Raw genomic sequence first — 24,412 nt, forward strand, 5'->3', positions numbered from 1 at the left:
ATTCAGGGCTCAGACCGTCAGTCGGTATAAAGGTTCCACCTGTCCGGGCCTGGCCCGCCCATCAGCCTGCACCGCCCGCGGAGGGGCCGGGCTTTTCGAGGGTCTCCTTCAGCGCCGCCTGCAGGCGCGCATGCATCCTTACCAGGCTGCGCCACAACACCACGGCCACCACCACGCCCAGCACGACCAGGGACAGCGCGATGCCGCGAGGCGGCAGGATGGCCGAACTGAGCGCGCTCACCAGCAACGCCAGCGCAAGCAGCGTCGCCAGCGGGATGACCCTGGCCAGCACGTTGCGGATGGCCTGGGTATAGGCGCCGGCAAACCGCTCGCGGATGCCGATCTCCGCCAGCAGCATGCCCAGCGCCTCGGCCTTGCGATAGACCGCGATCAGCATGGGCAGCGACAGGAACAGCGCACCGGCCCAGATCAGCGTGTGACGCAGATCGCGGTCGATGCCGAGCATCGAGAACCAACTCCAGTTGTGCGCATTGATGTAAGCACCGATGACGAACAGGGCTACCACCAACAGCACGTTGATCCCGATATGCCACAGCAGGCGGCGGAACATGGCAGCGATCGCCGCGTTTTCGTTGACCGGCTTGAGATTTTCCAGCCAGCCGCTGTAACTGGTCGCCAGCAACCGCAATGAGCGCGGCGCCACCCGGCGCAGGCCATTCGCCAATCCGTCGGCCGAACGATTGAGGTGCGGGGACGCGGCCATGCACAGTATCGAGACCGCCACCGCAATCGGATAGATGAAGTCACTGATCACGCCAAGCGAAAGCCCGAGCGTGGCGATGACGAAGGAGAACTCGCCGATCTGCGCCATGCCCAGCCCGGAGCGCAGCGCCGTACGCGCATCGTGCCCGACCACGAAGATACCCAGGCTGCACGCCAGCGTCTTGCCGACGATGACGACCACCGCGATGAGCAGCGCCGGCAGTGCGTACTGCAGCAACATCGCCGGATCGATCTTCAGGCCGATCGCCACGAAAAACAGCGCGGCGAACATGTCGCGCAGCGGCTCCACCAGTTGCAGCACGCGCCCCACGCTGCGCGACTCGGCCACCACCGCACCTGCCAGGAAGGCGCCCAGTGCGACGCTGAAACCCATCCAGGCCGCGAACAGGCTGGCGCCGAAACAGATGCCGAGCACGCTGACCAACAGTGTTTCGTCGCGCTCGAAGCTCGCCACGTAATCCACCAGGCGCGGCAACAGCAGCAGCCCCAGGATCATCCCGACGATCACGAACAGGCCCAGGTGGCCGACCAGGGTCAATGCCGTCTCTGCCTGCACGGAGCCCCCGATCGCCACCGCCGTGAGCAAGGTGAGCATCACGATGGCCAGCATGTCCTCGGCCACCAGCAGCCCCGTCACCAGGTACGCGAATTTCTGCTGGCGCTGGCCCGACTCGGCCAGGGTGCGGGTGGCGACCATCGTGGACGAGAGCGAGATGATCGCGCCAAGAAAGAGCGCGTCCCTGCCGGACCAGCCGAACAGACCACCGATACCGTAGCCGACCCACAGCATCAGCCCCACTTCGGCCACCGCCACCGCAAGCACGCCGATGCCTACTTCGCGCAGCTTGCGCACGCTGAATTCCAGGCCCAGCGTGAACATCAGCAGCACCACGCCGAGATTGGAGATATCGTCGATCGCGCGCGGATCGCCAACCAGCACACCCGGCGTGTGCGGCCCGATCAGCACGCCGGCCAGGATATAGCCCAGCAGCACCGGCTGCCGCATCCGCTGGAACACGATGGTGGTGGCACCCGCCACAATCATCACGACAGCGAGATCACGAATGAAGCCGATTTCGTGCATTCAACAACTCTTCTGGAATGATGCCTGTCGCTCCAGCTTAAACGAAGGACCGACAACACTCGCCCGCTTGCTGGACACCTCATTGGGCACGAAGCAACTTCCCGATCGAAAACGTGAAAAAAAACTTGACGGATATCCGGAGCGCACCTATTCTTCTCGGCTTCCAGCGGCGGGGCCATAGCTCAGCTGGGAGAGCGCCTGCATGGCATGCAGGAGGTCGGCGGTTCGATCCCGCCTGGCTCCACCAACTTAATCCGTCCCCATCGTCTAGAGGCCTAGGACATCACCCTTTCACGGTGGCGACCGGGGTTCGAATCCCCGTGGGGACGCCAAGTTGGCTCGCGAAAGCTGGAAACTGTTGCAAATGCGGAGTGGTAGTTCAGTCGGTTAGAATGCTGGCCTGTCACGCCGGAGGTCGCGGGTTCGAGTCCCGTCCACTCCGCCACTATTCAAGCAAAAAGCCCGCCTTGCGCGGGCTTTTTGCTGTGGTGACACCAGTGCATTCGTCCCCGAATGCGAAAGTGAGAAGGCGGCCATCCCCGGCTGCACGCTCAATCAGAGCCACCGTCTTCCAGCCATCCGCGTTGCGGCTCCAGCGTGCCGATGGAATGCCCCTGCTCCGCCAGGTACTCCAGCCAGCGTGACAGGAAGCCGTTCATGCGCAGCCGATGCTGGAACACGGTATGTGCCGGCGAAAACGGCCCCAGCACCTGCCACAGGTGCCGCCCGGGATGGCAGTGCAAGGCCTCGGCCACGTGCGCATCGGTATACATGCGCAACTGCGCCGATGGCGCGCGCTGCCCGGTATGGGCATCCACGAAATCGTAGGTGAGCTCCAGCTCCAGCGTGTACGGATGGCACTCCTGCACGTGCAGGTGCACGTCCAGCTCGTCGCCCACGGCGGAGACATACCGGCCAGGCGCCAGCTGCTGTGGCGCGAACAGCCGCGTCAGCCGGTGATAGTTTTCCGCATACAGCCCCATCAGGAACTCGAAACGTCCGGGCAGCAGGCTGTGGCGATTGTCCAGTACGGCGCTCATGGCGGGGCGCAGGCTCCAGTCAGAACATGGTCCGCTCGATACCGAAGCGGTCGAAGATCTTGCTGGCGATCTCCTCGATCGACACGTGCGTGGTGTTGAGGCTGGGAATGCCGGCCTGGCGCATCAGCCGGTCAGCCTGCTCCAGCTCCCAGCGACACTGCTGCAAGGTGGCGTAGCGGCTGCCGGCCCGGCGCTGTTCGCGGATCTGCGCCAGCCGCAGCGGATCGATGGTCAGTCCGTACAGCCGGTCCCGGTAGGGGCGCAGGCGCGCCGGCAGTTCAAGCTTCTCAAGATCCTCGTCGGTCAGCGGATAGTTGGCGGCACGCACGCCGTAATGCAAGGCCATGTAGAGGCAGGTCGGCGTCTTGCCGGAACGCGACACGCCGACCAGGATCAGGTCGGCTTCGGCATAGTTCACGTCGATGCCGTCGTCATGCGAGAGCGCATAGTTGGTCGCATTGATGCGCGCCTCGTACTTGTCGAAGTCGACCATGCCGTGCGAGCGGTTCACCAGGCCGGTACGCTTGGTCCCCAGTTCTTCCTCCAGCGGGCCGATGAACGGCGCGAACACGTCCAGCATCAGCGCGCCGCTGGCGGCCACGATTTCGCACAGTGCGCGATCTGCCATGGTGTTGACCACGATCGGTCGTTGCCCGCTCTGCGCGTACTTGGTCTTGATCCGCAGCGCAGCGGTTTCCGCCTTGTGCGCGTTGTCGGTGAAAGGCAGCCGGTGCTTGTCGAACTGCACGCCCTCGAACTGCGCCAGGATGCTGTTGCCAATCGTCTCCGCGGTGATGCCGGTGGAGTCGGAGATGAAAAAAACCGTTCGCTGCATACAGGGTCCTGATCGCGGGGAAGCGTTTGCCGGCACCTTAGCGCAAGCACGAAATCCACCGCCAGCTGACTGGTATGCCGGTGGAATGACATCTGCCGGCATTGGTCTTCTTGTGCTGCGCACCATCCACAGCGGACAATACCAGTTCTTTGCAACCCGCTCCGGGCCTTCGTGCCGCGCCCATTCCACTTATCTGCAGTGCTTTCCTTGAGGAGACACCCTTGAACGACCTGGTGCTTTGGCTCGACCAACTGCGCATGACCGACCTGGGCAAGGTCGGCGGCAAGAACGCCTCGCTCGGCGAGATGATCGGCAACCTCGCCAAACTGGGTGTCTCCGTGCCGGGTGGTTTCGCCACCACCGCCGACGCGTTCCAGCAGTACCTGGAAAAGAGCGGCCTGGCCAGGCGCATCCAGGATCGACTGGCGTCGCTCGACGTCGACGACGTCGACACCCTGGTCGCGGCGGGCAGGGAAATTCGCGGATGGATCGTCGACACCGCCCTTCCCGCCGAGCTCGAGCAGGCGATCCGCGAGGCCTATATCAAGTTGTGCAAGGATGCCGGCGCGCAGGACATCGCAGTGGCGGTGCGCTCCTCGGCGACGGCCGAAGACCTGCCCGACGCTTCGTTCGCCGGCCAGCAGGAAACCTTCCTCAACGTGGTCGGCATCGACGACGTGCTGCACAAGGTGAAGGAAGTCTTCGCCTCGCTGTACAACGACCGCGCCATCGCCTACCGCGTGCACCAGGGCTTCAAGCACGAGGACGTGTTCCTCTCCGCCGGCGTGCAGCTGATGGTGCGTTCGGACGTGGGCGCGTCCGGCGTGCTGTTCACGCTGGACACCGAGTCAGGCTTCCGCGACGTGGTGTTCGTCACCGGTTCCTATGGCCTTGGCGAGATGGTCGTGCAGGGCGCTGTCAATCCCGACGAGTTCTACGTGTTCAAGCCGACCCTGCGCGCGGGCAAGCCGGCCGTGCTTCGCCGCAACCTGGGCGCCAAGCAGTTGCGCATGGTCTATTCCAGTGCGCCGGGCGAGCGCGTGAAGACCGAAGACACCCCGGCCGAACTGCGTCACAAGTTCTGCATCAGCGACGACGACGTGCAGGAACTCGCCCGCCAGGCGCTAATCATCGAAAAGCATTACGAGCGCCCGATGGACGTCGAGTGGGCGAAGGACGGCCACACCGGCAAGCTGTACATCGTGCAGGCGCGCCCGGAGACGGTGAAGTCCCGCTCGCACGCCACCCAGCTCGAGCGCTTCCACCTCAGCGAGAAAGGCAAGGTGCTGGCCGAGGGCCGCTCGATCGGCCAGAAGATCGGCGCCGGCAAGGCGCGCGTGATCCGCTCGCTGGCCGACATGAACAAGGTGCAGGTCGGCGACGTGCTGATCGCCGACATGACCGATCCCGACTGGGAGCCGGTGATGAAGCGCGCCTCGGCGATCGTCACCAACCGCGGCGGCCGCACCTGCCACGCGGCGATCATCGCACGCGAACTGGGCGTGCCGGCCGTGGTCGGCACCGGCAACGCGCTGGAGCTGATCCCCGATGGCGCCGACGTCACCGTGTCCTGCGCCGAAGGCGACACCGGCACGATCTACGCGGGCATCCTGAAGTTCGAGCGGATCACCGCCGACCTGGGTGACATGCCCGAGGCGCCGCTGAAGATCATGATGAACGTGGCCAACCCCGAGCGCGCGTTCGACTTCGGCCAGTTGCCGAACGCCGGCATCGGCCTGGCCCGCCTGGAAATGATCATCGCCAGCCACATCGGCGTGCATCCGAAGGCGCTGCTGGAATACGCCAAGCAGGACGCCGAGACGAAGGCGAAGATCGACGAGCGCATCGCCGGCTATGCCGGCCCGGTCGAGTTCTACGTGGACCGCCTCGCCGAAGGCATCGCCACCATCGCCGCCTCGGTCTACCCGAAGCCGGTGATCGTGCGCCTGTCCGACTTCAAGTCGAACGAGTACGCCGGCCTGCTCGGTGGCTCGCGCTACGAACCGCACGAAGAGAACCCGATGATCGGCTTCCGCGGCGCCAGCCGCTACGTCGACCCCAGCTTTGCCGAGGCGTTCGCACTGGAGTGCCAGGCAGTCAAGCGCGTGCGTGAGGTGATGGGGCTGACCAACGTGTGGGTGATGATCCCGTTCGTGCGCACGCTCGGCGAAGGCCGCAAGGTCATCGACGTGCTGGCGAAGAACGGCCTCAAGCAGGGCGAGCACGATCTGAAAGTGATCATGATGTGCGAGGTGCCGTCCAATGCCCTGCTCGCCGACGAGTTCCTCGACATCTTCGACGGTTTCTCGATCGGCTCCAACGACCTCACCCAGCTCACCCTGGGTCTCGACCGCGACTCCAGCATCGTCGCCGGCCTGTTCGACGAACGCGACCCGGCGGTAAAGAAGCTGCTGGCCATGGCAATCAAGACCGCGCGGGCCAAGGGCAAGTACATCGGCATCTGCGGCCAGGGCCCCAGCGACCATCCAGACCTGGCCGAATGGCTGATGGAACAGGGCATCGAGTCGGTATCGCTCAACCCGGACACGGTGGTCGACACCTGGCTGCGGCTGGCGAAAAAGAAGGCCGGCTGAGCCGCTACTGGTCACGCACCTTCAAGCCGCAAATGACGAAAGGGCCGGAATCATCCGGCCCTTTCCGTGATGGACGGTTCTGGGCTGGATTCAGCTGGAACGCACGATCAACACCGTGACGTTGTCGTCGCCACCACTGTCGAGGGCACTCAGCAGCAACTGATCCACACACTCCTGGGCGGCCAGATCGGTGCGTGCCACAACGCACGCGATCGAGGCATCGCCGACGCCCTCGGTCAGGCCGTCGCTGCACAGCAGGAAAACCATGCCTGGCTCCAGCTGTCCCCGTGCCATGCCGATATGCAGTTGCTCGATGGCAGTCACGCCCAGGGCCTGGGTCAAGACGTTGCGCTGTGGATGCCGGGCGGCCTGTGCCGGATCGAGCTGGCCGGCCTCGACCAATGCCTGTACCAGCGAATGGTCGTGGCTGATCTGCCGCAGTGCCTTCTTCCACAGGTAGATCCGGCTGTCACCGACCCAGGCGACCTCGTAACCCTCACCGCTGATCCGCAACGCGGCGATGGTAGTGCCCATTGGCAGCACGTCGAAGCTGGGCCGGGCATGCGCCAGCAGCCGTTCGGCGGCGCCATGCACGGCTTCGATCAGGCCTTGCCCCTTGCCGACCAGCTCGACCACAGCGTCGCGCACCAGCGCCGACGCCACCTCGCCATGCTGGTGCCCGCCCATGCCATCAGCCACCAGGAACAGGCCGAGCGAAGCATCGGCGTAATAAGTGTCCTCATTGCGCGTGCGGCGCAGGCCGACATGCGTTCCGTGTCCGAATTCGATCATGGGCTTTCAGTAGGTGCGAGCCTTCGCAGCATGCCGCAAGACCCGGTTGTTGTCACGGCAAGTTCGCTCGCGTATGATTCCTGGCTCGCATGCGCCACCATGCACCGCACCGGAGAGGTGGCAGAGTGGTCGAATGTACCTGACTCGAAATCAGGCGTACGTGTAAGCGTACCGTGGGTTCGAATCCCACCCTCTCCGCCAGAAAAGCAAAACGCCCCCGTGTGGGGCGTTTTGCTTTTCTGGTGGTGACGGCGGGGACGAGAACCTACCGTTCGACAAATTCGTCTGGAACGAATTTGGACAGCCGCAGGCTGGCCCCGCAGCGCGCAGCGCGGAGGGGTTCGGCCCAGGGACGGGCCGAACAATCCCACCCGCCGCCCCAGGGCACCCTCTTTTACTCTCCACGCCGAAAAAAGAGCCGCACCTGCGCATCTCATCCCAACCGCCGCCACACGCTCTGCCCATCCACACTGCCCTTGTCCAGCGCATCCAGACGCTGCTCGTGTGCCGACACCTCCCCTGCCGAGGCATGCAGCACCCGCGGCCGCGCATGCAGCACCACCGGTGCCGTCACCACCACATCGTGCTGCTCGCCGGTCCCCTCGAAGCCGAGGTCGAACGCTACCTGCCCCGAAGTCATCGCCAGGTACACGTCGGCCAGCAGCTGCGCGTCGATCAGTCCGCCGTGCAGGTCGCGTCGCGAGTTGTCCACGCCCAGCCGCTTGCACAAGGCGTCGAGGCTGTTGCGCTGGCCAGGGTAGCGCTCGCGCGCCATCGCCAGAGTATCGAGCACGCTGCAGCGATCGCCGATCCGGCCCGCGCCGTTGCCCAGACGCGCCAGCTCGGCATCGAGGAAGCCGATGTCGAAACTGGCGTTGTGGATGATCAGTTCCGCGCCGTCAATGAAGGCCAGGAACTCCTCCACCACTTCGGCAAAGCGCGGCTTGTCGAGCAGGAACTCGTCTTCGATGCCGGTGACTTGCCGGGCACCTTCGTCGATCGCCCGATCCGGGTTCAGATAGGTCTGGTAGTGCCGGCCGGTCAGCCGGCGCTCGACCATTTCGACACAGGCGATCTCCACCAATCGATGGCCCTGGCGTACTTCGAGGCCGGTGGTTTCGGTATCGAGAACGATCTGCCTCATGCCCTGCCCTTCATCAGCTCGGCCTGTTCACGCGCGGCCTGGTCGACCCGCTCGTTTTCGATGTGGCCGTTGTGGCCTTTCACCCACTTCCAGCGCACCTGATGGGCGCCGACCGCGTCGGACAGTCGCTGCCACAGGTCCTGGTTCTTGACCGGCTTCTTGTCGGCAGTGCGCCAGCCGTTCGCACGCCACTTCGGCATCCACTGTTCGATACCCTGCATCACGTAGCGCGAGTCGGTGATGAGGGTAACCTGGCACGGCCGCTTCAACGCTTCCAGCGCGCCGATCGCGGCCATCAGCTCCATCCGGTTGTTGGTGGTGGCCGGCTCACCGCCCGCCACCATGCGTTCGCTGCCCTTCGCGCGCAACAGCGCGGCCCAACCGCCCGGGCCCGGGTTGCCCAGGCAGGCCCCGTCGGTGAATGCTTCCACTTCGCTCATCGTTGCTCACGTATTCCATTGATAGTCACAGCGCCGAGCTGCGCCGGGTACCCGGCGACAGCCGACCATTCGCCGGTACGCGCACCGGCGCCGGCTTGAGCCGCAGCGGCGTGGCCAGGCGTCGACGCTTGCGCGCCACCAGCACGTAGCCGCCACCGAAAACACCGGCAAGTGCCCGCCACATCGTCTTCAGCCCCGGTGCTGCACTGCCGACCCGCTGCGCCTGCTCGATCGCCAGTCCGGCCTGCTCGAGTTGATGCCGAAGCCGCCAAGGCATCCGTAATGCCGGCAGCTTGCCGCGCACATGCCAGTAGAACCACGGCGACCAGCCGCTGAGCGGATGCACGCCAGTCAATGCCAGCACGCCGCCCGGCGCCAGCACGCGAATGGCTTCATCGAGCAGGCTTGCGGGCAGCGGCGCCACTTCCAGCGCATGCCGCAACAGCACCAGTTCGAACGCGTCGTCGACGAAGGGCAACGGCTCATCCGCGGCCGCCCGCAGATCGCCCCGGTAACCGCCGCTCGCCAGGTGCAAGCTGGTCCAGCAGCCGAACATCGGCAATGCCGGCGGCACATCGTCGCAAGGAGCGCCCAACAACAGTGCGTGAGTGCCGAAGCAACGCTGCAGCGCCGGCTTCAGCGCGCACGTCTGCGCATCCAGCAGGCGGCGCAGCGGCGCGCTGGCATAGATGTCGTCGTCACGTTGCTGCATGCCGCCAACCCGGTCTTTCATCTGTCCGAGAGTGTAGCGGCTGACGGCATCGGGCAGCAGGTCGCAAACGGGATGGAACTGCCGCACGCTGCTGAACAGTCGCCCGCTTGGTTAACGTTCTGCTAACGAGTTGACACCGACACCCCTTTATATTCGACCGCCTCATGCGCGCCCCGGACGGCTGCGTCTGTCGTTCCACAGGGAAAACACCCGGCCTGCCGGATGTTCCTCAAACGCAGCGGAGCCCGCCTTGCATCTCATCTCGTTACCGGCGCTGGCCGACAACTACATCTGGCTGCTGCACGACGACGACGGCAACGCCATCGTGGTTGACCCGGGTGACGCCGTGGTCGTCGAGCAGGCGCTGGCTGCACACCGCCTGCAGTTGCGCGCGATCCTGCTGACTCATCATCACCACGATCACATTGGCGGCGTGTCGGCCCTGCGTGCGCGCCACGATGTGCCGGTGCATGCTCCCGTCGATGCACGCATCGTCGAGGCCACCGAACGGGTGCGCGATGGTGACCGGCTCGAACTGACTGCGCCTTCCGCGTGCTTCGAGGTGATCGCGATTCCCGGCCACACGCTCAGCCATGTGGCCTACGTCGGCGCCGGCCTGCTGCTGTGCGGCGATACCTTGTTCAGCCTCGGCTGCGGCCGCCTGTTCGAAGGCACGCCGGCGCAGATGCTCGCCTCGCTAGACCGCCTGTCGCAACTGCCGGGAGCCACCATGGTTTGCGGCGGGCATGAGTACACCGAAGCAAACGGGCGTTTTGCACGCACCATCGAACCGACAAACCCCGACTTGCTGCAACGGCTGCAGGAAGTCGCCGCACTGCGCGAACGCCTCCAGCCCACGTTGCCGGTACCGCTCGCCCGCGAACTGGCGACCAATCCCTTCCTGCGTATCGACAGCGCTGCCGTCATCGCATGGTGCCGGCAGCAGGACGCCGGCGACGACCGGGTCGCCCGCTTTGCCGCCGTGCGCGGCGCCAAGGACGGATTTCGCGCATGAGACAACACCTTCGATTCCTGCCGCTGCTCCTGCCGCTCCTGCTCGCTGCCTGCGCCGGCGTGCCATCGCACACCCGGCAACCACCAGCCGGCGGGACCTTGCCGGCAACGACCGCTTCCCCCGAAATCACACCACCGGCCGACGAACAACCTGCGCCGCCACCCGCAACCGACGTATGGGATCGACTGCGCAGCAGCTTTGCCATGCCCGGCTGCGATGCCGATCCGGCGGTGCTGGCCTGGGCCAGGCGCTACACGCGCCACCCGCAGCAGTTCGAAAGCCAGCTGCAGGCCGTTCTACCGCGCCTGGTCTATGTGCAACAAATAGCCGATCGCTACGACGTCGCCGGCGAATTCGTGCTGTTGCCCTGGGTGGAAAGCCACTTCCAGCCAGTGCCTGCCCGCAAGCGCCGACCGGCCGGCATGTGGCAGATCATGCCGGTGACGGCCGGTGCGATGGGGCTACGCGTCGACGGCCACTACGACGGCCGACTCGACGTGCCCGCCGCCGCCAACGCCGTGATGAAACTGCTCGAGCAGTATCACGAGCAGTTCCACGACTGGCGGGTGGCCGACTACGCCTACAACGCCGGCGAGTTCACGATACGCAAGATGATCCGCACGCACGGCATGCCGGCGCAGCAGCCGGCGATCCCCCCCTGGCCGGTGCGCAAGGTGACACGCGAGCACCTGACCAAGCTGCTCGGCATGGCTTGCGTGGTGCGCGAACCGGGGCGCTTCAATGTCAGCCTGCCCACGCTGCCGGACGAGCAGCATCTGGTGCAGACCGGGATTTCCCACTCGATGCCGATCGCGCGGGCAGCCGACCGTGCCGGCATGTCGGTGGCGGCGTTGAAGCACCTCAACCCGGCGTTTCGCAACGACATGATCGATGCCGGCACTGCCCCGTACCTGATCCTGCCTGCCAAGCACGCCCGCCAGTTCAGCGATGCCCTGCTGGAGCAGGCCAGCAGGGCCGGCGGCAACCTTCTGGCTGATGTGGACACCGGGACCACGAGCAGCCCGACGCCTGGCGCGGACACGACGCGGAAGACCCACACCGTGAAGCGCGGCGACAACCTGTGGCAGATCGCCCGCGACTATTCGGTCGACATCGGCCAACTGCAGCGCTGGAACCACCTGAGCGACCACACGCTGAAACCCGGCCAGAAGCTGACGGTAAGCGCCCCGAACTGACACCGCAGCAAAATCGAGGACCACCTCGACGCGGCGACCGATCCATCCGCATCGCCGGCCCTCATCGAATCATCTGGCGGTTCATCTGTCACAAACGGAAAAGGGGCGGCCGATGGATGGCCGCCCCTCCTGCATGACGGCGGCCGCAGCGGGCCGCCAGCGCTTACAGTCGCTGCTGGTTGATCTTGATCTTGGTCTTCGCCTTGAGCTGGTCGATAAGTTCGCGCGTCGCCTCGTAGCCATAGGCCTGGGCCATCTGCTGGCGCAGCGACTCGCGCTGCTCCGGCGGCACCTTGGACAGGTCGCCGTCCTGCACCTTGTCCACGGCCAGCAGCACATAGCTGCCGTCCAGCATGTCAACGGCGGCGAACTGCGGCTTGCCCGCCACCGGATGCGGCAGCAGGAACGCCTGCGTCAGCAACGGCGCCGGCATCTGTGCGCGCCGGACCACCTCGTTCGCTGTGGTGATGCTGGCGCCCAGCGACTTCGCCACGTCGTCCATCGACTCGCCCTTGCGCAGGCGCGTCAGTGCCTCGTCGGCCTGCTTCTTCTCGACGGCGGCGGCGCGCGCGTCGAGGATCTTCTGCCGTACATCGGTCCGCACTTCCGCCAGCGGCTTGGCTGCCGCGGGCACGTGCTGGTCGACATGGATCACCACCGAGTGGTTGTTGCCCAGATCAATCAGGCTGGAATTGTTGCCCTGGACCAGCACGTCATCACTGAACGCCGCCGCGACCACCTTCGGGTTGGCGGCCACGCCCACGCCACCCTTGCGCGTGAACAGCGCCGTGGTCTTGATCGGCAGCTTCAGCGCGACCGAGGCTGGCTCCAGCGAAGTCGGATTCTGGTAGGTGTTGTCGGACATCTTGCCCGCAACTTCGTTGTACGTGCGGTCTCGATCGGCCGTGGTCGCTTCCTTGACCAGTTGCTCGCGCACTTCCTCGAACGGCTTGGATTCCCCGCTGCGGATGTCGCGCAGCCAGATGATGTGGTAGCCATCGGACGACAGCACCGGCTTGGAAATCTGGCCTTTCTGCATCGCGAACAGGGCCGAATCGAAGGCCTCGTTGGTCACGCCTTTTTCCAGCCAGCCGAGGTCGCCGCCCAGACGACGGGAACCCAGGTCCTGCGAATCCTGTTCGGCCAGCTTGGCGAAGTCGCTCGGGTTGGCCTCCGCCGCAATCTTCTCGGCCCTGGCCAGGGCCGCCTTCTGCTGTTCCGGCGAGGCATTGGCCGCCACGTTGATCAGGATGTGCGAAACGAGCCGCTGTTCCGGCTGCGCGAAACGCTGCTTCTCGCTCGCATAGCGCTTCCTCAGGTCGTCGTCGCTCGGCTCGGCAGCCAGCGGCAGGTCGGCACCGACGACCTCGACGTACTTCACCGAGACCTGCTCGGGGTTCATGTAGTCGGCTTGGTGCGCCTTGTACCAAGCTTCTATCTCGGCATCGCTGACCGTGCTGTTGTCCAGCGCGGGACGCGGCAGCTGGAAGTAGCGCAAATCGCGGCGCTGGCTCAGCAGCTTCAGGAAGTGGTCGAGCTGGACGTCACTGATGCCGGTGCTGGCATTGATCGCCGTCGGCAGCAGCTGGATGGCCAGCGACGAGCGGATTTCGTTCTCGAACATTTCCGGCGTCTTGTACTGGCTGGTGAGCCACGCGCGGTAACTGGTGCCGTCGAACTTTCCGTTGACCTGGAACGCCGGGATCGAGGCGATGTAGTCGCGCATGGCCAGGTCCGAAACCCGCAGGCCCCAATCCGTATTGGCCTGCAGTAGCAATTGCTCGTCGATCATCCCGTCGAGGATGCGCAGCTTCGTCTCGTTCTTCTCGAAGGTGCTGGCGTCGAACTGCTCGCCCTGCTGTTCGACGGCCTGCTGTCGCAACTGGTTCACGCGGTCCTGGAATGCGCGCTGGTCGATCTCGTGCTTGCCGACCTTTGCCACGAAGGCATCGTCGTTCGACATGAAGTAGCTCTCCATGCCGAACAGCGACATCGCCAGGACGGCGAGGCCAAGCACAATGATGGACGGCCATCCGTGCATCTTGTTACGCATTGCCTGCAGCATTGAAATCTTCCCGCAAGGTAGTGAAAGCGCGTGGCGCGCGAATGGTACAGACCGCCGTGCCGCCGTGCGTGCGTTCAACAGAAGCACGGACGCGCCACCCAAATGACAAGGGCGCCACACGGGCGCCCTTGCGAACTGTGGCGGAGTGGACGGGACTCGAACCCGCGACCTCCGGCGTGACAGGCCAGCATTCTAACCGACTGAACTACCACTCCGCATTTTTCTGGTGGGTGCTGTAGGGATCGAACCTACGACCACCGCCTTGTAAGGGCGACGCTCTACCGCTGAGCTAAGCACCCGAAACCAAGCGTTAGCCGCTTAGTTTAGGGCATCCTTGAGGGTCTTGCCAGCCTTGAAGGCAGGCACCTTCGAGGCCTTGATCTTGATCGCTTCGTTGGTGCGCGGGTTACGGCCGGTACGGGCAGCGCGCTTGCGCACAGTGAACGTACCGAAGCCCACCACCGAGACGTCCTCGCCTTTCTTCAACGACTTCTGCACGGTCTCGAAGAAGGCTTCGAGGGCACGACCAGCGTCGGCCTTGGTCAGCTCGGCCTTTTCGGCGATGGCATTGATCAGATCGGTTTTATTCATTGAAAAACTCCTTGTTCGGATTTCGTCGGCACGGTCGGTCTGGAGACGGACAGCACCGGCATGGATGGTTGGCTCTTGTCTGGGCCGTAACGCAACCCCGCATCGCTGCGCTGACATTCAACGCCGGGACTACGGTGTCGCCTTTATACCAGTGCCTTGCTGGACTCCGCAACACAAGCCACAGCAACGTTTCCGGAAGATTCGCGAGTTGCGCAACCGCTTGCAGAACCTGCGCCAGAGGGCCAGGGGGAAACTTCGCCGACCAACGGCGAAAAACAAAAAAAGTGCCCTGCACGGCAGGGCACTTCGGATGAAGCACGGCTGGACGAGAACCAGCCGGCGGGTCAGTGCGTCAGTGAGTGCCCTTCCGTCGGCTCGCCGGCAACCGCCGCGGGAGCCACTTCCTTGGCCGGGATCGGCTGCAGCGGGCGTTCCAGGGCGATATCCAGCACCTCGTCGATCCAGCGCACCGGGTGGATCTCCAGCGACGAGGTGATGTTGGCCGGCATGTCCGCAAGATCCTTCTTGTTGTCCTCCGGGATGATCACCGTGGTGATTCCACCGCGATGTGCCGCCAGCAGTTTCTCCTTGAGGCCGCCGATCGGCAGCACGCGGCCGCGCAGCGTGATCTCGCCGGTCATCGCCACCTCGGAGCGCACCGGCACCTTGGTCAACGCGGACACCAGCGCGGTGCACATGCCGATGCCGGCGCTGGGGCCGTCCTTCGGCGTGGCTCCCTCGGGCACGTGCACGTGGATGTCGAACTTCTGATGGAACTCCGGATCGATACCCAGCCGGTCGGCGCGCGCGCGCACCACCGACAGCGCCGCCTGGATCGACTCCTTCATCACGTCGCCGAGCTGGCCGGTATGCACCAACCGGCCCTTGCCTGCCACCACCGAGGCTTCGATGCTGAGCAGTTCGCCGCCGACCTGAGTCCAGGCCAGCCCGGTGACCAGGCCCACCTCGTTCTGCAGTTCCTTGCGACCGAAGTCGAACCGGCGCACGCCCAGGTATTGATCGAGGTTGGACGAATCCACCCTGACCTTGCCGGGACTGGCCTTCGCCCTGCCCTTGGCTGCCTTCGCGGGCGCCGCCTTCGCCTTGGCCTTCTTCACCTGTCCCAGGGTCAGCTCCTTGACCACCTTGCGGCAGATCTTGGAGATTTCGCGCTCCAGGTTGCGCACGCCCGACTCGCGCGTGTAATAGCGCACGATGTCACGCAAGGCGTCTTCGCTGACGCTGAGTTCCTCCGGCTTCAGGCCATTCGCCTTGAGCTGCTTGGACAGCAGGTACTTCTGCGCGATGCCGAGCTTCTCGTCCTCGGTATAGCCGGGAATACGGATGACTTCCATGCGGTCGAGCAGCGGACCGGGGATGTTCAGCGAATTGGCGGTGGCGATCCACATTACCTCGGACAGGTCCAGGTCGACCTCGAGGTAGTGATCATTGAACGCGTGGTTCTGCTCCGGATCGAGCACCTCCAGCAGCGCCGACGACGGATCGCCACGGAAGTCCATCGACATCTTGTCGATCTCGTCCAGCACGAACAGCGGATTCTTGGTGCCTACCTTGTTGATGTTCTGCACGATGCGGCCTGGCATCGAGCCGATGTAGGTGCGCCGATGACCGCGGATCTCGGCCTCGTCGCGCACACCGCCAAGACTCATGCGCACGAATTTCCGGTTGGTCGCCTTGGCGATCGACTGTCCCAGCGAGGTCTTGCCCACGCCGGGCGGGCCAACCAGGCACAGGATCGGCCCCTTCATCACCGATACGCGCTGCTGCACGGCAAGGTATTCGAGGATGCGATCCTTGACCTTCTCCAGGCCGAAGTGATCGGCGTCGAGCACCTCCTGCGCCATCTGCAGGTCCTTGCGCACCTTGCTGCGCTTCTTCCACGGCACGCCGACCAGCCAGTCGAGGTAGTTGCGCACCACGGTGGCCTCGGCCGACATCGGCGACATCTGCTTGAGCTTGCCGAATTCCTGCCGCGCCTTGGCCAGCACGGCCTTGGGCATGCCGGCGCCTTCGATCTTCTTCTGCAGCTCCTCGACCTCGTTCGGACCATCCTCGCTGTCGCCGAGCTCCTTCTGTATCGCCTTCATCTGTTCGTTGAGGTAGTACTCGCGCTGGCTCTTCTCCATCTGCGACTTGACCCGACCGCGGATGCGCTTCTCCACCTGCTGCAGGTCCATCTCGCCGTCGACCAGGCCGATCAGCAACTCCAGCCGCTGGCCGACGTCAGCGGTCTCCAGCACTTTTTGCTTGTCGGCCATGCGCACGGACAGGTGCGCGGCGATGGAATCGGCCACGCGCGAGGGGTCGTCGATGCCGGACAGGCTGGCCAGCACTTCCGGTGGCAGCTTGCGGCTCTGTTTGACCAGTTGCTCGAACAGCGAGATCAGCGTGCGCGAGACCACGTCGAGCTCGCGCTCCTTGGCGTTGTAGACCGGCTCGATCACACGCGAACGCGCGGTCAGCATGCCGTCGGCTTCCTTGAAATCCTCGACCGCCACGCGCGACTGGCCCTCGACCAGCACCTTGACCGTGCCATCGGGCAATTTCAGCAATTGCAGCACGCCGGCCAGCGTGCCGACCTGGTGCAGGTCGGTGATCTCCGGATCGTCGATATCCGGACTCTTCTGCGCCACCAGCAGGATCTGCCGCTCGCCTTCCATCGCGCGCTCCAGCGCGCGCATGGACTTGTCGCGGCCGACAAACAACGGAATGACCATATGCGGATAGACCACCACGTCGCGCAACGGCAACACCGGCAGAGCGTCCAGCGCAACAGGAAGGGGGGCGTTCTTGGCCATGAAAGAGGGGTCCCTCGAATTCGGATCTGGTTTCGTCCCGACACTGCGCCGGGCCTGTCAACTCGTCAAGTGGAGGCGGCCGGCGGCCTGCACAAGGCAGGCGGGCCGCCAAAAACAGAACGGCCCCGGCGAAATCGCCGGAGCCGTCATCATCATTGCCGCACCAGGATCAGGCAGCGTCGTTGCCGTCACTTGCAACCCGTTGCTGCAGGTTGCCGCGATAGATGAGATAGGGCTCGGCCTGGCCTTCGATGACGGCGTCATCCACCACCACCTTGCTGACATGCTCCAGCGACGGCAATTCGTACATCGTGTCCAGCAGCACCTGCTCCAGGATGGTGCGCAAGCCGCGGGCGCCAGTCTTGCGCTTGAGCGCCTTGCGAGCGATCGCCTGCAGCGCCTCGGGGCGGAACTCCAGCTCCACCTCCTCCATCTCGAACAAGCGCTTGAACTGCTTGGTGACGGCATTCTTCGGCTCGGTGAGGATTTTCACCAGCGCCGCTTCGTCCAGCTCGTCCAGCGTGGCCACCACCGGCAGGCGCCCGACGAATTCGGGGATCAGGCCGAAGCGCACCAGGTCGGCCGGCTCCACGTCGGCCAGCACCTTGCCCAGGTTCTCGGTGCGCTCCTTGCTGCGCACTTCGGCCGAGAAGCCGATGCTGGTGTTCTCGGAGCGCTGCTGGATGACCTTTTCCAGGCCCGCGAACGCCCCGCCGCAGATGAACAGGATGTTCTTGGTATCGACCTGCAGGAACTCCTGCTGCGGATGCTTGCGCCCGCCCTGCGGCGGTACCGAGGCCAGCGTGCCCTCGATCAGCTTCAGCAGCGCCTGCTGCACGCCTTCGCCGGACACATCGCGGGTGATCGACGGGTTCTCGCTCTTGCGCGAGATCTTGTCGATCTCGTCGATGTAGACGATGCCCGACTGCGCCTTCTCGACGTCGTAATCGCACTTCTGCAGCAGTTTCTGGATGATGTTCTCGACATCCTCGCCCACGTAACCGGCTTCGGTCAGCGTGGTGGCGTCGGCGATCGTGAACGGCACGTTGAGCAGGCGCGCCAGCGTCTCGGCCAGCAGCGTCTTGCCCGAGCCGGTCGGGCCGATTAGCAGGATGTTGGACTTGCCCAGCTCGATGTCGTCGCTCTTCTGGCGCGACTCGATCCGCTTGTAGTGGTTGTACACCGCCACCGCTAGCGCCTTCTTGGCGCGGGTCTGGCCCACCACGTACTGATCCAGCGACTCGCGGATCTCCTTGGGCTTGGGCAGCTGGGTGCGGCCGGAAGCAGCCTTTTCTTCCAGTTCCTCGCGGATGATGTCGTTGCACAGCTCCACGCATTCGTCGCAGATGAACACGGACGGACCCGCGATCAGCTTGCGCACTTCATGCTGGCTCTTGCCGCAGAAAGAGCAATAAAGAATCTTGCCGCTGTCGCTGGAACGCCCCTGACGGTCGTCGCTCATACTCTCGATCCCGCTGGTAAATCTGGATGCGCCGCGAGAATAGCACAGGGCTCCGCGTCTGCCTGCAGACGCAGAGCCCATCCCGCGACCCTGGGGTAAAACCTCGAAATCAGGCCGATTTCACCGTCTCGCCGGCGCGCTTGTCGAGCACCTCGTCGATCAAGCCATAGGCCTTGGCGTCAGCCGCACTCATGAAGCGGTCGCGCTCCATGTCCGCCTCAATCTTCTCCAGCGGCTGGCCGGTGTGCTGGACATACAGCTTGTTCAGTCGCTCGCGGACGTAAAGGATTTCACGTGCCTGGATCTCGATGTCGGTGGCCTGGCCCTGCGCGCCGCCGGAAGGCTGGTGGATCATGACGCGCGAGTTCGGCAGGGCGAAACGCTTGCCCTTGGCGCCAGCCATCAACAGGAACGAACCCATGCTGCAGGCCTGGCCGATGCACATCGTGCTGACGTTCGGCTTGATGAACTGCATGGTGTCGTAGATCGCCAGGCCGGCGGTGACCGCACCGCCCGGGCTGTTGATATAGAAGTTGATGTCCTTGTCCGGATTCTCCGACTCCAGGAACAGCATCTGCGCGACGATCAGGTTGGCGACCTGGTCGTTGACCTCACCCACCAGGAAGATCACCCGCTCCTTCAGCAGGCGCGAATAGATGTCGTAGGAGCGCTCGCCGCGAGCGGTCTGCTCGACGACCATCGGTACTAAATTGAGGTTCTGGATCGGATCCATGGCCATGTTTGCAGCTCTCCGCTCGATGGGCCCGATTGCTCAGGCGTTGGCTGGGCGCATCACGTCGTCGAAGCTCAGGTCCAGCTGGGTGGTGCTGGCGTGTTCCGCCACCCACTCGGCCACCTGATCTTCCATCACGCGATTCTGCAGCCCGGACATCAGTTGGGGGTCGCCGTTGTAGAGTTCAATGACCTTTTCCGGTTCCTCGTAGGTCGAGGCGATCGCCGCCAGCTGTTCGGCCACGCGCTTGCGGTCGATCTTGATCTCCTGCTTGCGCGCGATCTCGCCCATCAGCAGGCCGGCGATCACGCGCTGACGCGCGATCGGCATGGCCGCCTCGATCAGCTGCGGTGGCGGCTGCTGGCCCTGCGGCACGCTGCCGGCGGCCATGTTGCGCGCCTCGGACTGCACCATCAGCTTCGGCACGTCCAGCCCGGCGTGCGCGATCGACAGCTTTTCCGCCACCTCGGACTTCAGGCGCGCCATCAGCGCCGCCTTCAATTCACGCTCCAGATTCGCGCGCACCTCTTTGCGGAACGTCTCCAGATCGCCGTCCACAATGCCGAACAATTTCGCAAACTCGGTGTCGATCTCGGGCAGCTTCGGTTCCTGCACCTTGAGGATGCTGAAGCTGACCCGGGCGCTCTTGCCGGCCAGCTGCTCGTTGCGGAAATCTTCCGGGAAGGCGATCTCGGTTTCAAAAGCATCGCCGGCCTTGCGACCGGCCAGCGCATCGTCCAGCGCCTTGAACAGGGTGCCCGAGCCCAGCACGCTGCCGGCACGCTCCAGGCCATCGACCGGGAAGCGGTAGTCGCCGGCTTCGGCCGAGTACTCGAACATGACGAAGTCGCCCTCGGCCGAGGCACGACCCACCTCGTCGAAGCTGCGGCGCTGCTGGCGCAGGGTCTCCAGCATCTTGTCGATGTCGGCGTCGGTCACCACCGCCACCGGGCGGCTGATCTCAAGCGCGTTCACGTCGACTAGCGGGAACTCCGGCATGATCTCGAACGTTGCGGTATAGGCAATTTCACCGTTTTCCGGCCGACCAGTGGTGTCGATGGCGGGGTTCGCGATCGGCTGCAGCTTCTCCTGCGCCACCGCCTCGCGTAGCGTGCTGCCGATCAGGTCGGACAACACCTCGCCACGCACCTGGTCGCCGAAACGCTGCTTGATTACCGTCGTTGGCACCTTGCCCGGGCGAAAACCCTTCAGGCGAACCGTACGGCCCATTTCCGCAATGCGTGCGCTCACCTGCGTCTCGAACCGCTCTGCGGGAAATTTCACCGTGAGCTTGCGCTCGAGCGTGCCGATGTTCTCAACCGAAACCTGCATGACGTCTCCTGGTACTACCTGATGTTGTGGGCCTGTCACCGGCGCCATGGCGGCCGTGCCGCCTGAAAACAAAGAAACCAGCGGGGCATGGTGCGAAAGGGGGGACTCGAACCCCCACGGGGTTAACCGCCAGAACCTAAATCTGGTGCGTCTACCAATTCCGCCACTCTCGCCTTGCCACACTCGCCAGACACACGTAACCACTGGATTCTGAAAACGATTGTCGCCTGCCGGAGCAACTCCGCCTGCGACTCGCCTCGCCCCCCGCAGCCACGCCCGCCTAAGTCGATGATTCCCTTATACGAAAGCGGATCATTTTACGGTTGCACGACCATGCAGCACAAGCGCTGACAGTAGTGCCGAACCGCGCCAGCGCCGGCATGCCGCAGCTTCGTTCCGCCGGCGCAAAGCAGAACGCCGATCGCAAGCGATCGGCGTTCTGTCGATTGGTGGGCCGTGAAGGATTCGAACCTTCGACCAATTGATTAAGAGTGAACAAAGAGCCCATCGGCGGGGGTCCGCTCGCCCTGCCCCAAATGGCACAAATGGCTCAACCACGCCATTCTGCCAACCTGCTCAAAGTGCCAAGAGGTGGCAAGATGTCCAACTGGGGGGAGACATACCGGAGACACAAAACAGCAGCGTTCGAGATACGCGTTTCGCGCTCCTTCCCGGCCTCCCTTCCTCCGATTCGATATAGTTTGAGGCGGGGACAGGCTTTCAGGGACAGGGTGATCATGAGAGTGGCCGATCTTTCGATTAGGAGCTATCGAGGCATCCGTGAGGGATACCTTCGGTTCAAATCTCATGTGGTCTTGGTGGGGGCCAACAACACCGGCAAAACCACCGTCATTGAGGCTCTGACCCTCCTGCTGGGTCGTGATCGATTGATCCGGGACCTAACCGAACACGACTTCTTTGGCTCCGACCCCCAGCCCGCCGATCGTATACAACTCGTCACCACCATCATTGGCTTCGAGGGCGATGACCCCGCTGACCACCCGGATTGGTTCCGAGATGGGCGCGCCGTCCCAAAGTGGTGGGACGACGCGGAGGGCGCGGTCCATCCTGCCCGGACGGATGCCAACTGGAAACTGTGTTGTCAGATCGGTGTGCAGGCTTACTTCGACCGCCCATCTCTGACGGTTGAAGTGGTTCGCTACTTCCATGACCACGATGGCGTCATGGACCCGTTCGATGATGACTCCCCGATTGGCGTTCCGCCAAAACTTGTGCAGCAATTCGGCTTTTTCCTAGTGCGGGCCAGCCGCACCTGGGAGCGAGTTCTGTCCTGGGGGAGCGAACTGTTCCGGCGCACCCTTCAAGCAGCCGCAGCGCAACCAGCCGATGCGATCTTGGCCCAACGCAATCAGCTTCGGACGCCGGAAAGAGCCATCGAGGAAGACCCCCAGATCGCCCCTCTGATCAACAGTATCAACAACGAGGTCGCGCGATGCATCGCCCTGTCACCCCGGCTCACGCTCCGGGTGACCAGCACCGACAGTCGCTCGGTCTTGGATGCGGTATCGCCGCACTACGCGGTGGGAGATGCCGCCAGTGTTCCTGCCGCGCGGCAAGGCAACGGGCTCATCTCACTGCAAGGCCTTTTTCTTTTGCTCGAACTGGGTCGCCTCCGTGCCGAAGCCGGGGATGGCTTCACGATGGCACTGGAAGAACCGGAACTGCACCTGCCGCCAGCAACTCAGCAGCAAATTGTCTTGCGCGTGCAGGCCCTCTCATCCCAGACCTTCATCACCACGCACTCGCCGACCATCGCCGCCATGGCGGACCCCACGTCGGTTCTGATGTTGAGGAACGTCGCGGGGCGGCTTTCAGCGGAACCGTTCCTAGCCAAGAAGTTGGGACCAGATGCAGCCAACTGGCAGCGCAGGTTCTATCAGCACAATCGCACCGAGGTGATCGATGCGTTGATGCATGCCACCGTGTTGGTGCCGGAAGGCCGCTCGGACCACCTGCTTCTCAAGACCGTGCTCAGGCCCCTCATGCTCCATCAGGGGTGGGGTGGCGAGCATGCCCATGCGTTCGGGCTTGAGGTCGGCGTAGTTCCCACTGAGGACGCGAAGGTCGTGGAAACGACAGTTGACCTATCGCGGATCCATCCTCGGGTGTGTTGCCTCGTTGATGGCGATGATGAAGGACAGCGCTACGTTCGCAATCTTGCTGGCCTGGCTCAGCCGCCAGCCGTGGTGATCCGCTGGCCTGACGGTCAAATGATTGAAGATGCCGTCGGCTGGATCCTCGAAGCGGACGTGGCTTCCCTAGCCGGCTTGACCAATGACGTGCCAGAGCTTGATGGGGCCGACATTGCCGGCGTGATCGCGCACATGAAAATAAAAAACAAAAAGTGCGATCTGGTGTTGTATGAGGCCATCGCCGAAGCCATCTGTGAAAGCGCTGCGTGCCGTGCCCGAGCATCGGAACTCTTCCAAGCCATCGCCCAAGCGTGCGCTGGAACAGCCACCCCACGCTTCGTCCAACGCCACCAGGCCTGGGTATTCCAGCCATGAGCGTCACCGTCTTTTCAGGCGGAGCTGGTTGCGGCAAAACGTATCAGTTGATGCAACGGCTGGCCGCAATCATCGAGGCCCAGCCGCCCAAGAAGGGCCAGAAAGTGCTCGCCCTGACCTTCATGCACGGCGCCCGCCGAAGGCTCGACGATCGTCTGGCATCGGTGCAAGGACTTGGAAGGCGTTACGAGTGCACCACGCTGGACAGCTTTGCCTCACGGATCGTTCGACGGTGGCAGTCCTTGGCCGTGCAACTTGGCGCCCGCATTCCCCAAGAGACCGAATATGACGACATATGCGCCGTTGCCGCTCTGGTCCTCACCCACCCAGAGGTCGTGCGCTGGGTCAAGGCCTCATTTCCCATCTTGGTGATCGATGAAGCCCAAGATCTCTCTCGTTCCAGGTTGAGCATCGTTCAATGCCTTGTCACGGAGCTGACCGCACTGATCGCGGCCGATGAATTTCAATGCCTGAATGAAGAGCTGAGACCCAATCCCGCATGGGAGTGGTTGAGCGCGCAGAAAGACCACATCGCCCTCGAACAACCGATGCGCACCCGTGTCGCTTCCTTGCTCGATGCCGCGGCGGCAGTTAGAAGTGGCCGCGCTGTGCCGGCTGGCAAAGGATTCACCGTTTCCCACACAGCAACAGCCCCCATGGCGGGCGGATATTTGAACACGCGCATTGCCGGCCTTAAGGGCGGCGGGCTCGCTGTCATCACGCCAACCATCAAACAATTCGCAGAGGGGGTCGTCACTTGGTCCAGCACCAAATCAAACAAGCGAGGACTGGGGCCTTACGCGATTGCGTGGGAGAAGAGCGAAACCAGGGCCGCCGAAATCGCCATGGAAGGCATCGTTCTAACCAAAGAGGCAACCCTAGCGCAAGCGTTCGCGGCCATGCACGCTCTCCACGATCAAGCATTGGTTCGCGAGGTGGCGTCGTGGCTCGACCGATTAAGTCGCACGCGCGGTCCGGCAATCATCACCCGAGATGCGCTGGCTGAGCGCATCCAGATGATTTACGCCAATCGCCGCCGCTTCCAACGGCCGCTTGATCGAGGTCTTCGAGCCATGTCCGTGCATGGGGCGAAAAACAGGGAGTTCGAGCATGTGGTGGTGCTCTGGCCCGCGGCCGTGGCCGGTGACGACGAACACAAACGTCGTCTGCTTTACAACGCGATCACCCGAGCGAAATCAGACTGCCTCGTGTTGGTCCAGCTGAAGAAGCAATTGGACCAACCCCCGTTTAAGTAGCTGGCCACGCGCACCCATTCGTGCCCCGTG

At 63.9% G+C, this 24,412-nt stretch carries 17 protein-coding genes, 7 tRNA genes and 1 pseudogene; 9 read left to right on the forward strand and 16 right to left on the reverse strand.

What is annotated here, in order from left to right:
* Positions 1–61: 61 nt before the first annotated feature.
* On the reverse strand, positions 62–1,828 hold the full coding sequence (locus IMW82_RS04095; protein WP_108472989.1) for a cation:proton antiporter: 1,767 nt from the start codon (positions 1,826–1,828) through the stop codon (positions 62–64).
* A gap of 171 nt (positions 1,829–1,999) precedes the next feature.
* Between IMW82_RS04095 and IMW82_RS04100 the strand changes: the two genes are divergently transcribed.
* From IMW82_RS04100 to IMW82_RS04110, 3 genes are all read left to right on the forward strand, one after another.
* A tRNA-Ala gene (locus IMW82_RS04100) sits at positions 2,000–2,075 on the forward strand.
* A 9-nt stretch (positions 2,076–2,084) separates the two neighbouring features.
* Positions 2,085–2,160: transfer RNA gene (locus IMW82_RS04105), tRNA-Glu, on the forward strand.
* A 36-nt stretch (positions 2,161–2,196) separates the two neighbouring features.
* Positions 2,197–2,273 (forward strand) — tRNA-Asp (locus IMW82_RS04110).
* 106 nt (positions 2,274–2,379) lie between these two features.
* Here the strand turns inward: IMW82_RS04110 and IMW82_RS04115 are convergent.
* Complete coding sequence (locus tag IMW82_RS04115; RefSeq protein WP_108472990.1) at positions 2,380–2,868, reverse strand: DUF1249 domain-containing protein; 489 nt, start codon at positions 2,866–2,868, stop codon at positions 2,380–2,382.
* Positions 2,869–2,887: 19 nt separating this feature from the next.
* Positions 2,888–3,703, reverse strand: a complete 816-nt coding sequence (locus tag IMW82_RS04120) for a pyruvate, water dikinase regulatory protein (RefSeq protein WP_211003927.1) — start codon at positions 3,701–3,703, stop codon at positions 2,888–2,890.
* Positions 3,704–3,924: 221 nt separating this feature from the next.
* On the opposite strand from IMW82_RS04120, the gene ppsA reads away from it, so the two are divergent.
* A complete protein-coding gene (ppsA, locus tag IMW82_RS04125) occupies positions 3,925–6,297 on the forward strand; it encodes a phosphoenolpyruvate synthase (protein ID WP_211003928.1) in 2,373 nt (790 codons plus the stop codon).
* A gap of 90 nt (positions 6,298–6,387) precedes the next feature.
* Here the strand turns inward: ppsA and IMW82_RS04130 are convergent, their stop codons facing one another.
* Complete coding sequence (locus tag IMW82_RS04130; protein ID WP_108472993.1) at positions 6,388–7,089, reverse strand: protein phosphatase 2C domain-containing protein; 702 nt, start codon at positions 7,087–7,089, stop codon at positions 6,388–6,390.
* A gap of 111 nt (positions 7,090–7,200) precedes the next feature.
* Between IMW82_RS04130 and IMW82_RS04135 the strand changes: the two genes are divergently transcribed.
* Positions 7,201–7,290: transfer RNA gene (locus IMW82_RS04135), tRNA-Ser, on the forward strand.
* A 232-nt stretch (positions 7,291–7,522) separates the two neighbouring features.
* Here the strand turns inward: IMW82_RS04135 and dnaQ are convergent.
* The 3 genes from dnaQ to IMW82_RS04150 are packed head-to-tail and all read right to left on the reverse strand — an operon-like array spanning position 7,523 to position 9,385.
* Complete coding sequence (gene dnaQ, locus IMW82_RS04140; protein WP_108472998.1) at positions 7,523–8,233, reverse strand: DNA polymerase III subunit epsilon; 711 nt, start codon at positions 8,231–8,233, stop codon at positions 7,523–7,525.
* Complete coding sequence (gene rnhA, locus IMW82_RS04145) at positions 8,230–8,673, reverse strand: ribonuclease HI (RefSeq protein WP_211003929.1); 444 nt, start codon at positions 8,671–8,673, stop codon at positions 8,230–8,232. The genes dnaQ and rnhA overlap by 4 nt, the downstream gene beginning before the upstream one ends.
* A 25-nt stretch (positions 8,674–8,698) precedes the next feature.
* Positions 8,699–9,385 carry a methyltransferase domain-containing protein gene (locus tag IMW82_RS04150; RefSeq protein ID WP_244754154.1) on the reverse strand — a complete coding sequence of 229 codons (687 nt, stop codon included), beginning with the start codon at positions 9,383–9,385 and terminating at the stop codon, positions 8,699–8,701.
* A gap of 250 nt (positions 9,386–9,635) precedes the next feature.
* Here IMW82_RS04150 and gloB point away from each other — a divergent pair, with 250 nt between their 5' ends.
* Both gloB and IMW82_RS04160 read left to right on the forward strand, forming a co-directional pair.
* Positions 9,636–10,400 (forward strand): hydroxyacylglutathione hydrolase, encoded by a 765-nt coding sequence (gene gloB, locus IMW82_RS04155; RefSeq protein WP_211003930.1) that lies wholly within the window; start codon positions 9,636–9,638, stop codon positions 10,398–10,400.
* Entirely contained in the window at positions 10,397–11,596 is a 1,200-nt protein-coding gene (locus tag IMW82_RS04160) for a LysM peptidoglycan-binding domain-containing protein (protein WP_244754156.1), read from the forward strand. The genes gloB and IMW82_RS04160 overlap by 4 nt, the downstream gene beginning before the upstream one ends.
* Positions 11,597–11,759: 163 nt before the next feature.
* Here IMW82_RS04160 and IMW82_RS04165 read toward each other — a convergent pair whose 3' ends face one another.
* From IMW82_RS04165 to IMW82_RS04205, 9 genes and pseudogenes are all read right to left on the reverse strand, one after another.
* Positions 11,760–13,661, reverse strand: a complete 1,902-nt coding sequence (locus IMW82_RS04165; protein ID WP_211003931.1) for a SurA N-terminal domain-containing protein — start codon at positions 13,659–13,661, stop codon at positions 11,760–11,762.
* 138 nt (positions 13,662–13,799) lie between these two features.
* Positions 13,800–13,876: transfer RNA gene (locus IMW82_RS04170), tRNA-Asp, on the reverse strand.
* A gap of 9 nt (positions 13,877–13,885) precedes the next feature.
* A tRNA-Val gene (locus tag IMW82_RS04175) sits at positions 13,886–13,960 on the reverse strand.
* 19 nt (positions 13,961–13,979) lie between these two features.
* Positions 13,980–14,252, reverse strand: coding sequence for an HU family DNA-binding protein (locus tag IMW82_RS04180; protein ID WP_007511239.1), 273 nt, complete (start codon positions 14,250–14,252; stop codon positions 13,980–13,982).
* A 422-nt stretch (positions 14,253–14,674) separates the two neighbouring features.
* Positions 14,675–17,071: pseudogene (gene lon, locus IMW82_RS04185) on the reverse strand (endopeptidase La); the annotation flags it as partial.
* 169 nt (positions 17,072–17,240) lie between these two features.
* A complete protein-coding gene (gene clpX / locus IMW82_RS04190) occupies positions 17,241–18,533 on the reverse strand; it encodes an ATP-dependent Clp protease ATP-binding subunit ClpX (protein WP_108473005.1) in 1,293 nt (430 codons plus the stop codon).
* A gap of 109 nt (positions 18,534–18,642) precedes the next feature.
* Positions 18,643–19,272, reverse strand: a complete 630-nt coding sequence (gene clpP / locus IMW82_RS04195) for an ATP-dependent Clp endopeptidase proteolytic subunit ClpP (protein ID WP_108473006.1) — start codon at positions 19,270–19,272, stop codon at positions 18,643–18,645.
* 33 nt (positions 19,273–19,305) lie between these two features.
* On the reverse strand, positions 19,306–20,598 hold the full coding sequence (gene tig, locus IMW82_RS04200; protein ID WP_211003932.1) for a trigger factor: 1,293 nt from the start codon (positions 20,596–20,598) through the stop codon (positions 19,306–19,308).
* Between the two features lie 88 nt (positions 20,599–20,686).
* Positions 20,687–20,771 (reverse strand) — tRNA-Leu (locus IMW82_RS04205).
* A gap of 564 nt (positions 20,772–21,335) precedes the next feature.
* Between IMW82_RS04205 and IMW82_RS04210 the strand changes: the two genes are divergently transcribed.
* Positions 21,336–23,126, forward strand: coding sequence for an AAA family ATPase (locus IMW82_RS04210; RefSeq protein ID WP_211003933.1), 1,791 nt, complete (start codon positions 21,336–21,338; stop codon positions 23,124–23,126).
* Complete coding sequence (locus tag IMW82_RS04215; protein WP_211003934.1) at positions 23,123–24,382, forward strand: ATP-dependent helicase; 1,260 nt, start codon at positions 23,123–23,125, stop codon at positions 24,380–24,382. Before IMW82_RS04210 ends, IMW82_RS04215 begins: the two co-directional genes overlap by 4 nt.
* Positions 24,383–24,412 lie beyond the last annotated feature (30 nt).

The organism is Rhodanobacter sp. B2A1Ga4, assembly GCF_018101315.1.
In the GTDB taxonomy this organism is placed as follows: domain Bacteria; phylum Pseudomonadota; class Gammaproteobacteria; order Xanthomonadales; family Rhodanobacteraceae; genus Rhodanobacter; species Rhodanobacter thiooxydans_A.

Coding starts and splice junctions, on each gene's coding strand:
- IMW82_RS04095 (WP_108472989.1), bottom strand. CDS start 1,828: ATGCACGAAATCGGCTTCATTCGTGATCTCGCTGTCGTGATGATTGTG.
- IMW82_RS04115 (WP_108472990.1), bottom strand. CDS start 2,868: ATGAGCGCCGTACTGGACAATCGCCACAGCCTGCTGCCCGGACGTTTC.
- IMW82_RS04120 (WP_211003927.1), bottom strand. CDS start 3,703: ATGCAGCGAACGGTTTTTTTCATCTCCGACTCCACCGGCATCACCGCG.
- IMW82_RS04130 (WP_108472993.1), bottom strand. CDS start 7,089: ATGATCGAATTCGGACACGGAACGCATGTCGGCCTGCGCCGCACGCGC.
- dnaQ (WP_108472998.1), bottom strand. CDS start 8,233: ATGAGGCAGATCGTTCTCGATACCGAAACCACCGGCCTCGAAGTACGC.
- rnhA (WP_211003929.1), bottom strand. CDS start 8,673: ATGAGCGAAGTGGAAGCATTCACCGACGGGGCCTGCCTGGGCAACCCG.
- IMW82_RS04150 (WP_244754154.1), bottom strand. CDS start 9,385: ATGCAGCAACGTGACGACGACATCTATGCCAGCGCGCCGCTGCGCCGC.
- IMW82_RS04160 (WP_244754156.1), top strand. CDS start 10,397: ATGAGACAACACCTTCGATTCCTGCCGCTGCTCCTGCCGCTCCTGCTC.
- IMW82_RS04165 (WP_211003931.1), bottom strand. CDS start 13,661: ATGCTGCAGGCAATGCGTAACAAGATGCACGGATGGCCGTCCATCATT.
- IMW82_RS04180 (WP_007511239.1), bottom strand. CDS start 14,252: ATGAATAAAACCGATCTGATCAATGCCATCGCCGAAAAGGCCGAGCTG.
- clpX (WP_108473005.1), bottom strand. CDS start 18,533: ATGAGCGACGACCGTCAGGGGCGTTCCAGCGACAGCGGCAAGATTCTT.
- clpP (WP_108473006.1), bottom strand. CDS start 19,272: ATGGCCATGGATCCGATCCAGAACCTCAATTTAGTACCGATGGTCGTC.
- tig (WP_211003932.1), bottom strand. CDS start 20,598: ATGCAGGTTTCGGTTGAGAACATCGGCACGCTCGAGCGCAAGCTCACG.
- IMW82_RS04210 (WP_211003933.1), top strand. CDS start 21,336: ATGAGAGTGGCCGATCTTTCGATTAGGAGCTATCGAGGCATCCGTGAG.
- IMW82_RS04215 (WP_211003934.1), top strand. CDS start 23,123: ATGAGCGTCACCGTCTTTTCAGGCGGAGCTGGTTGCGGCAAAACGTAT.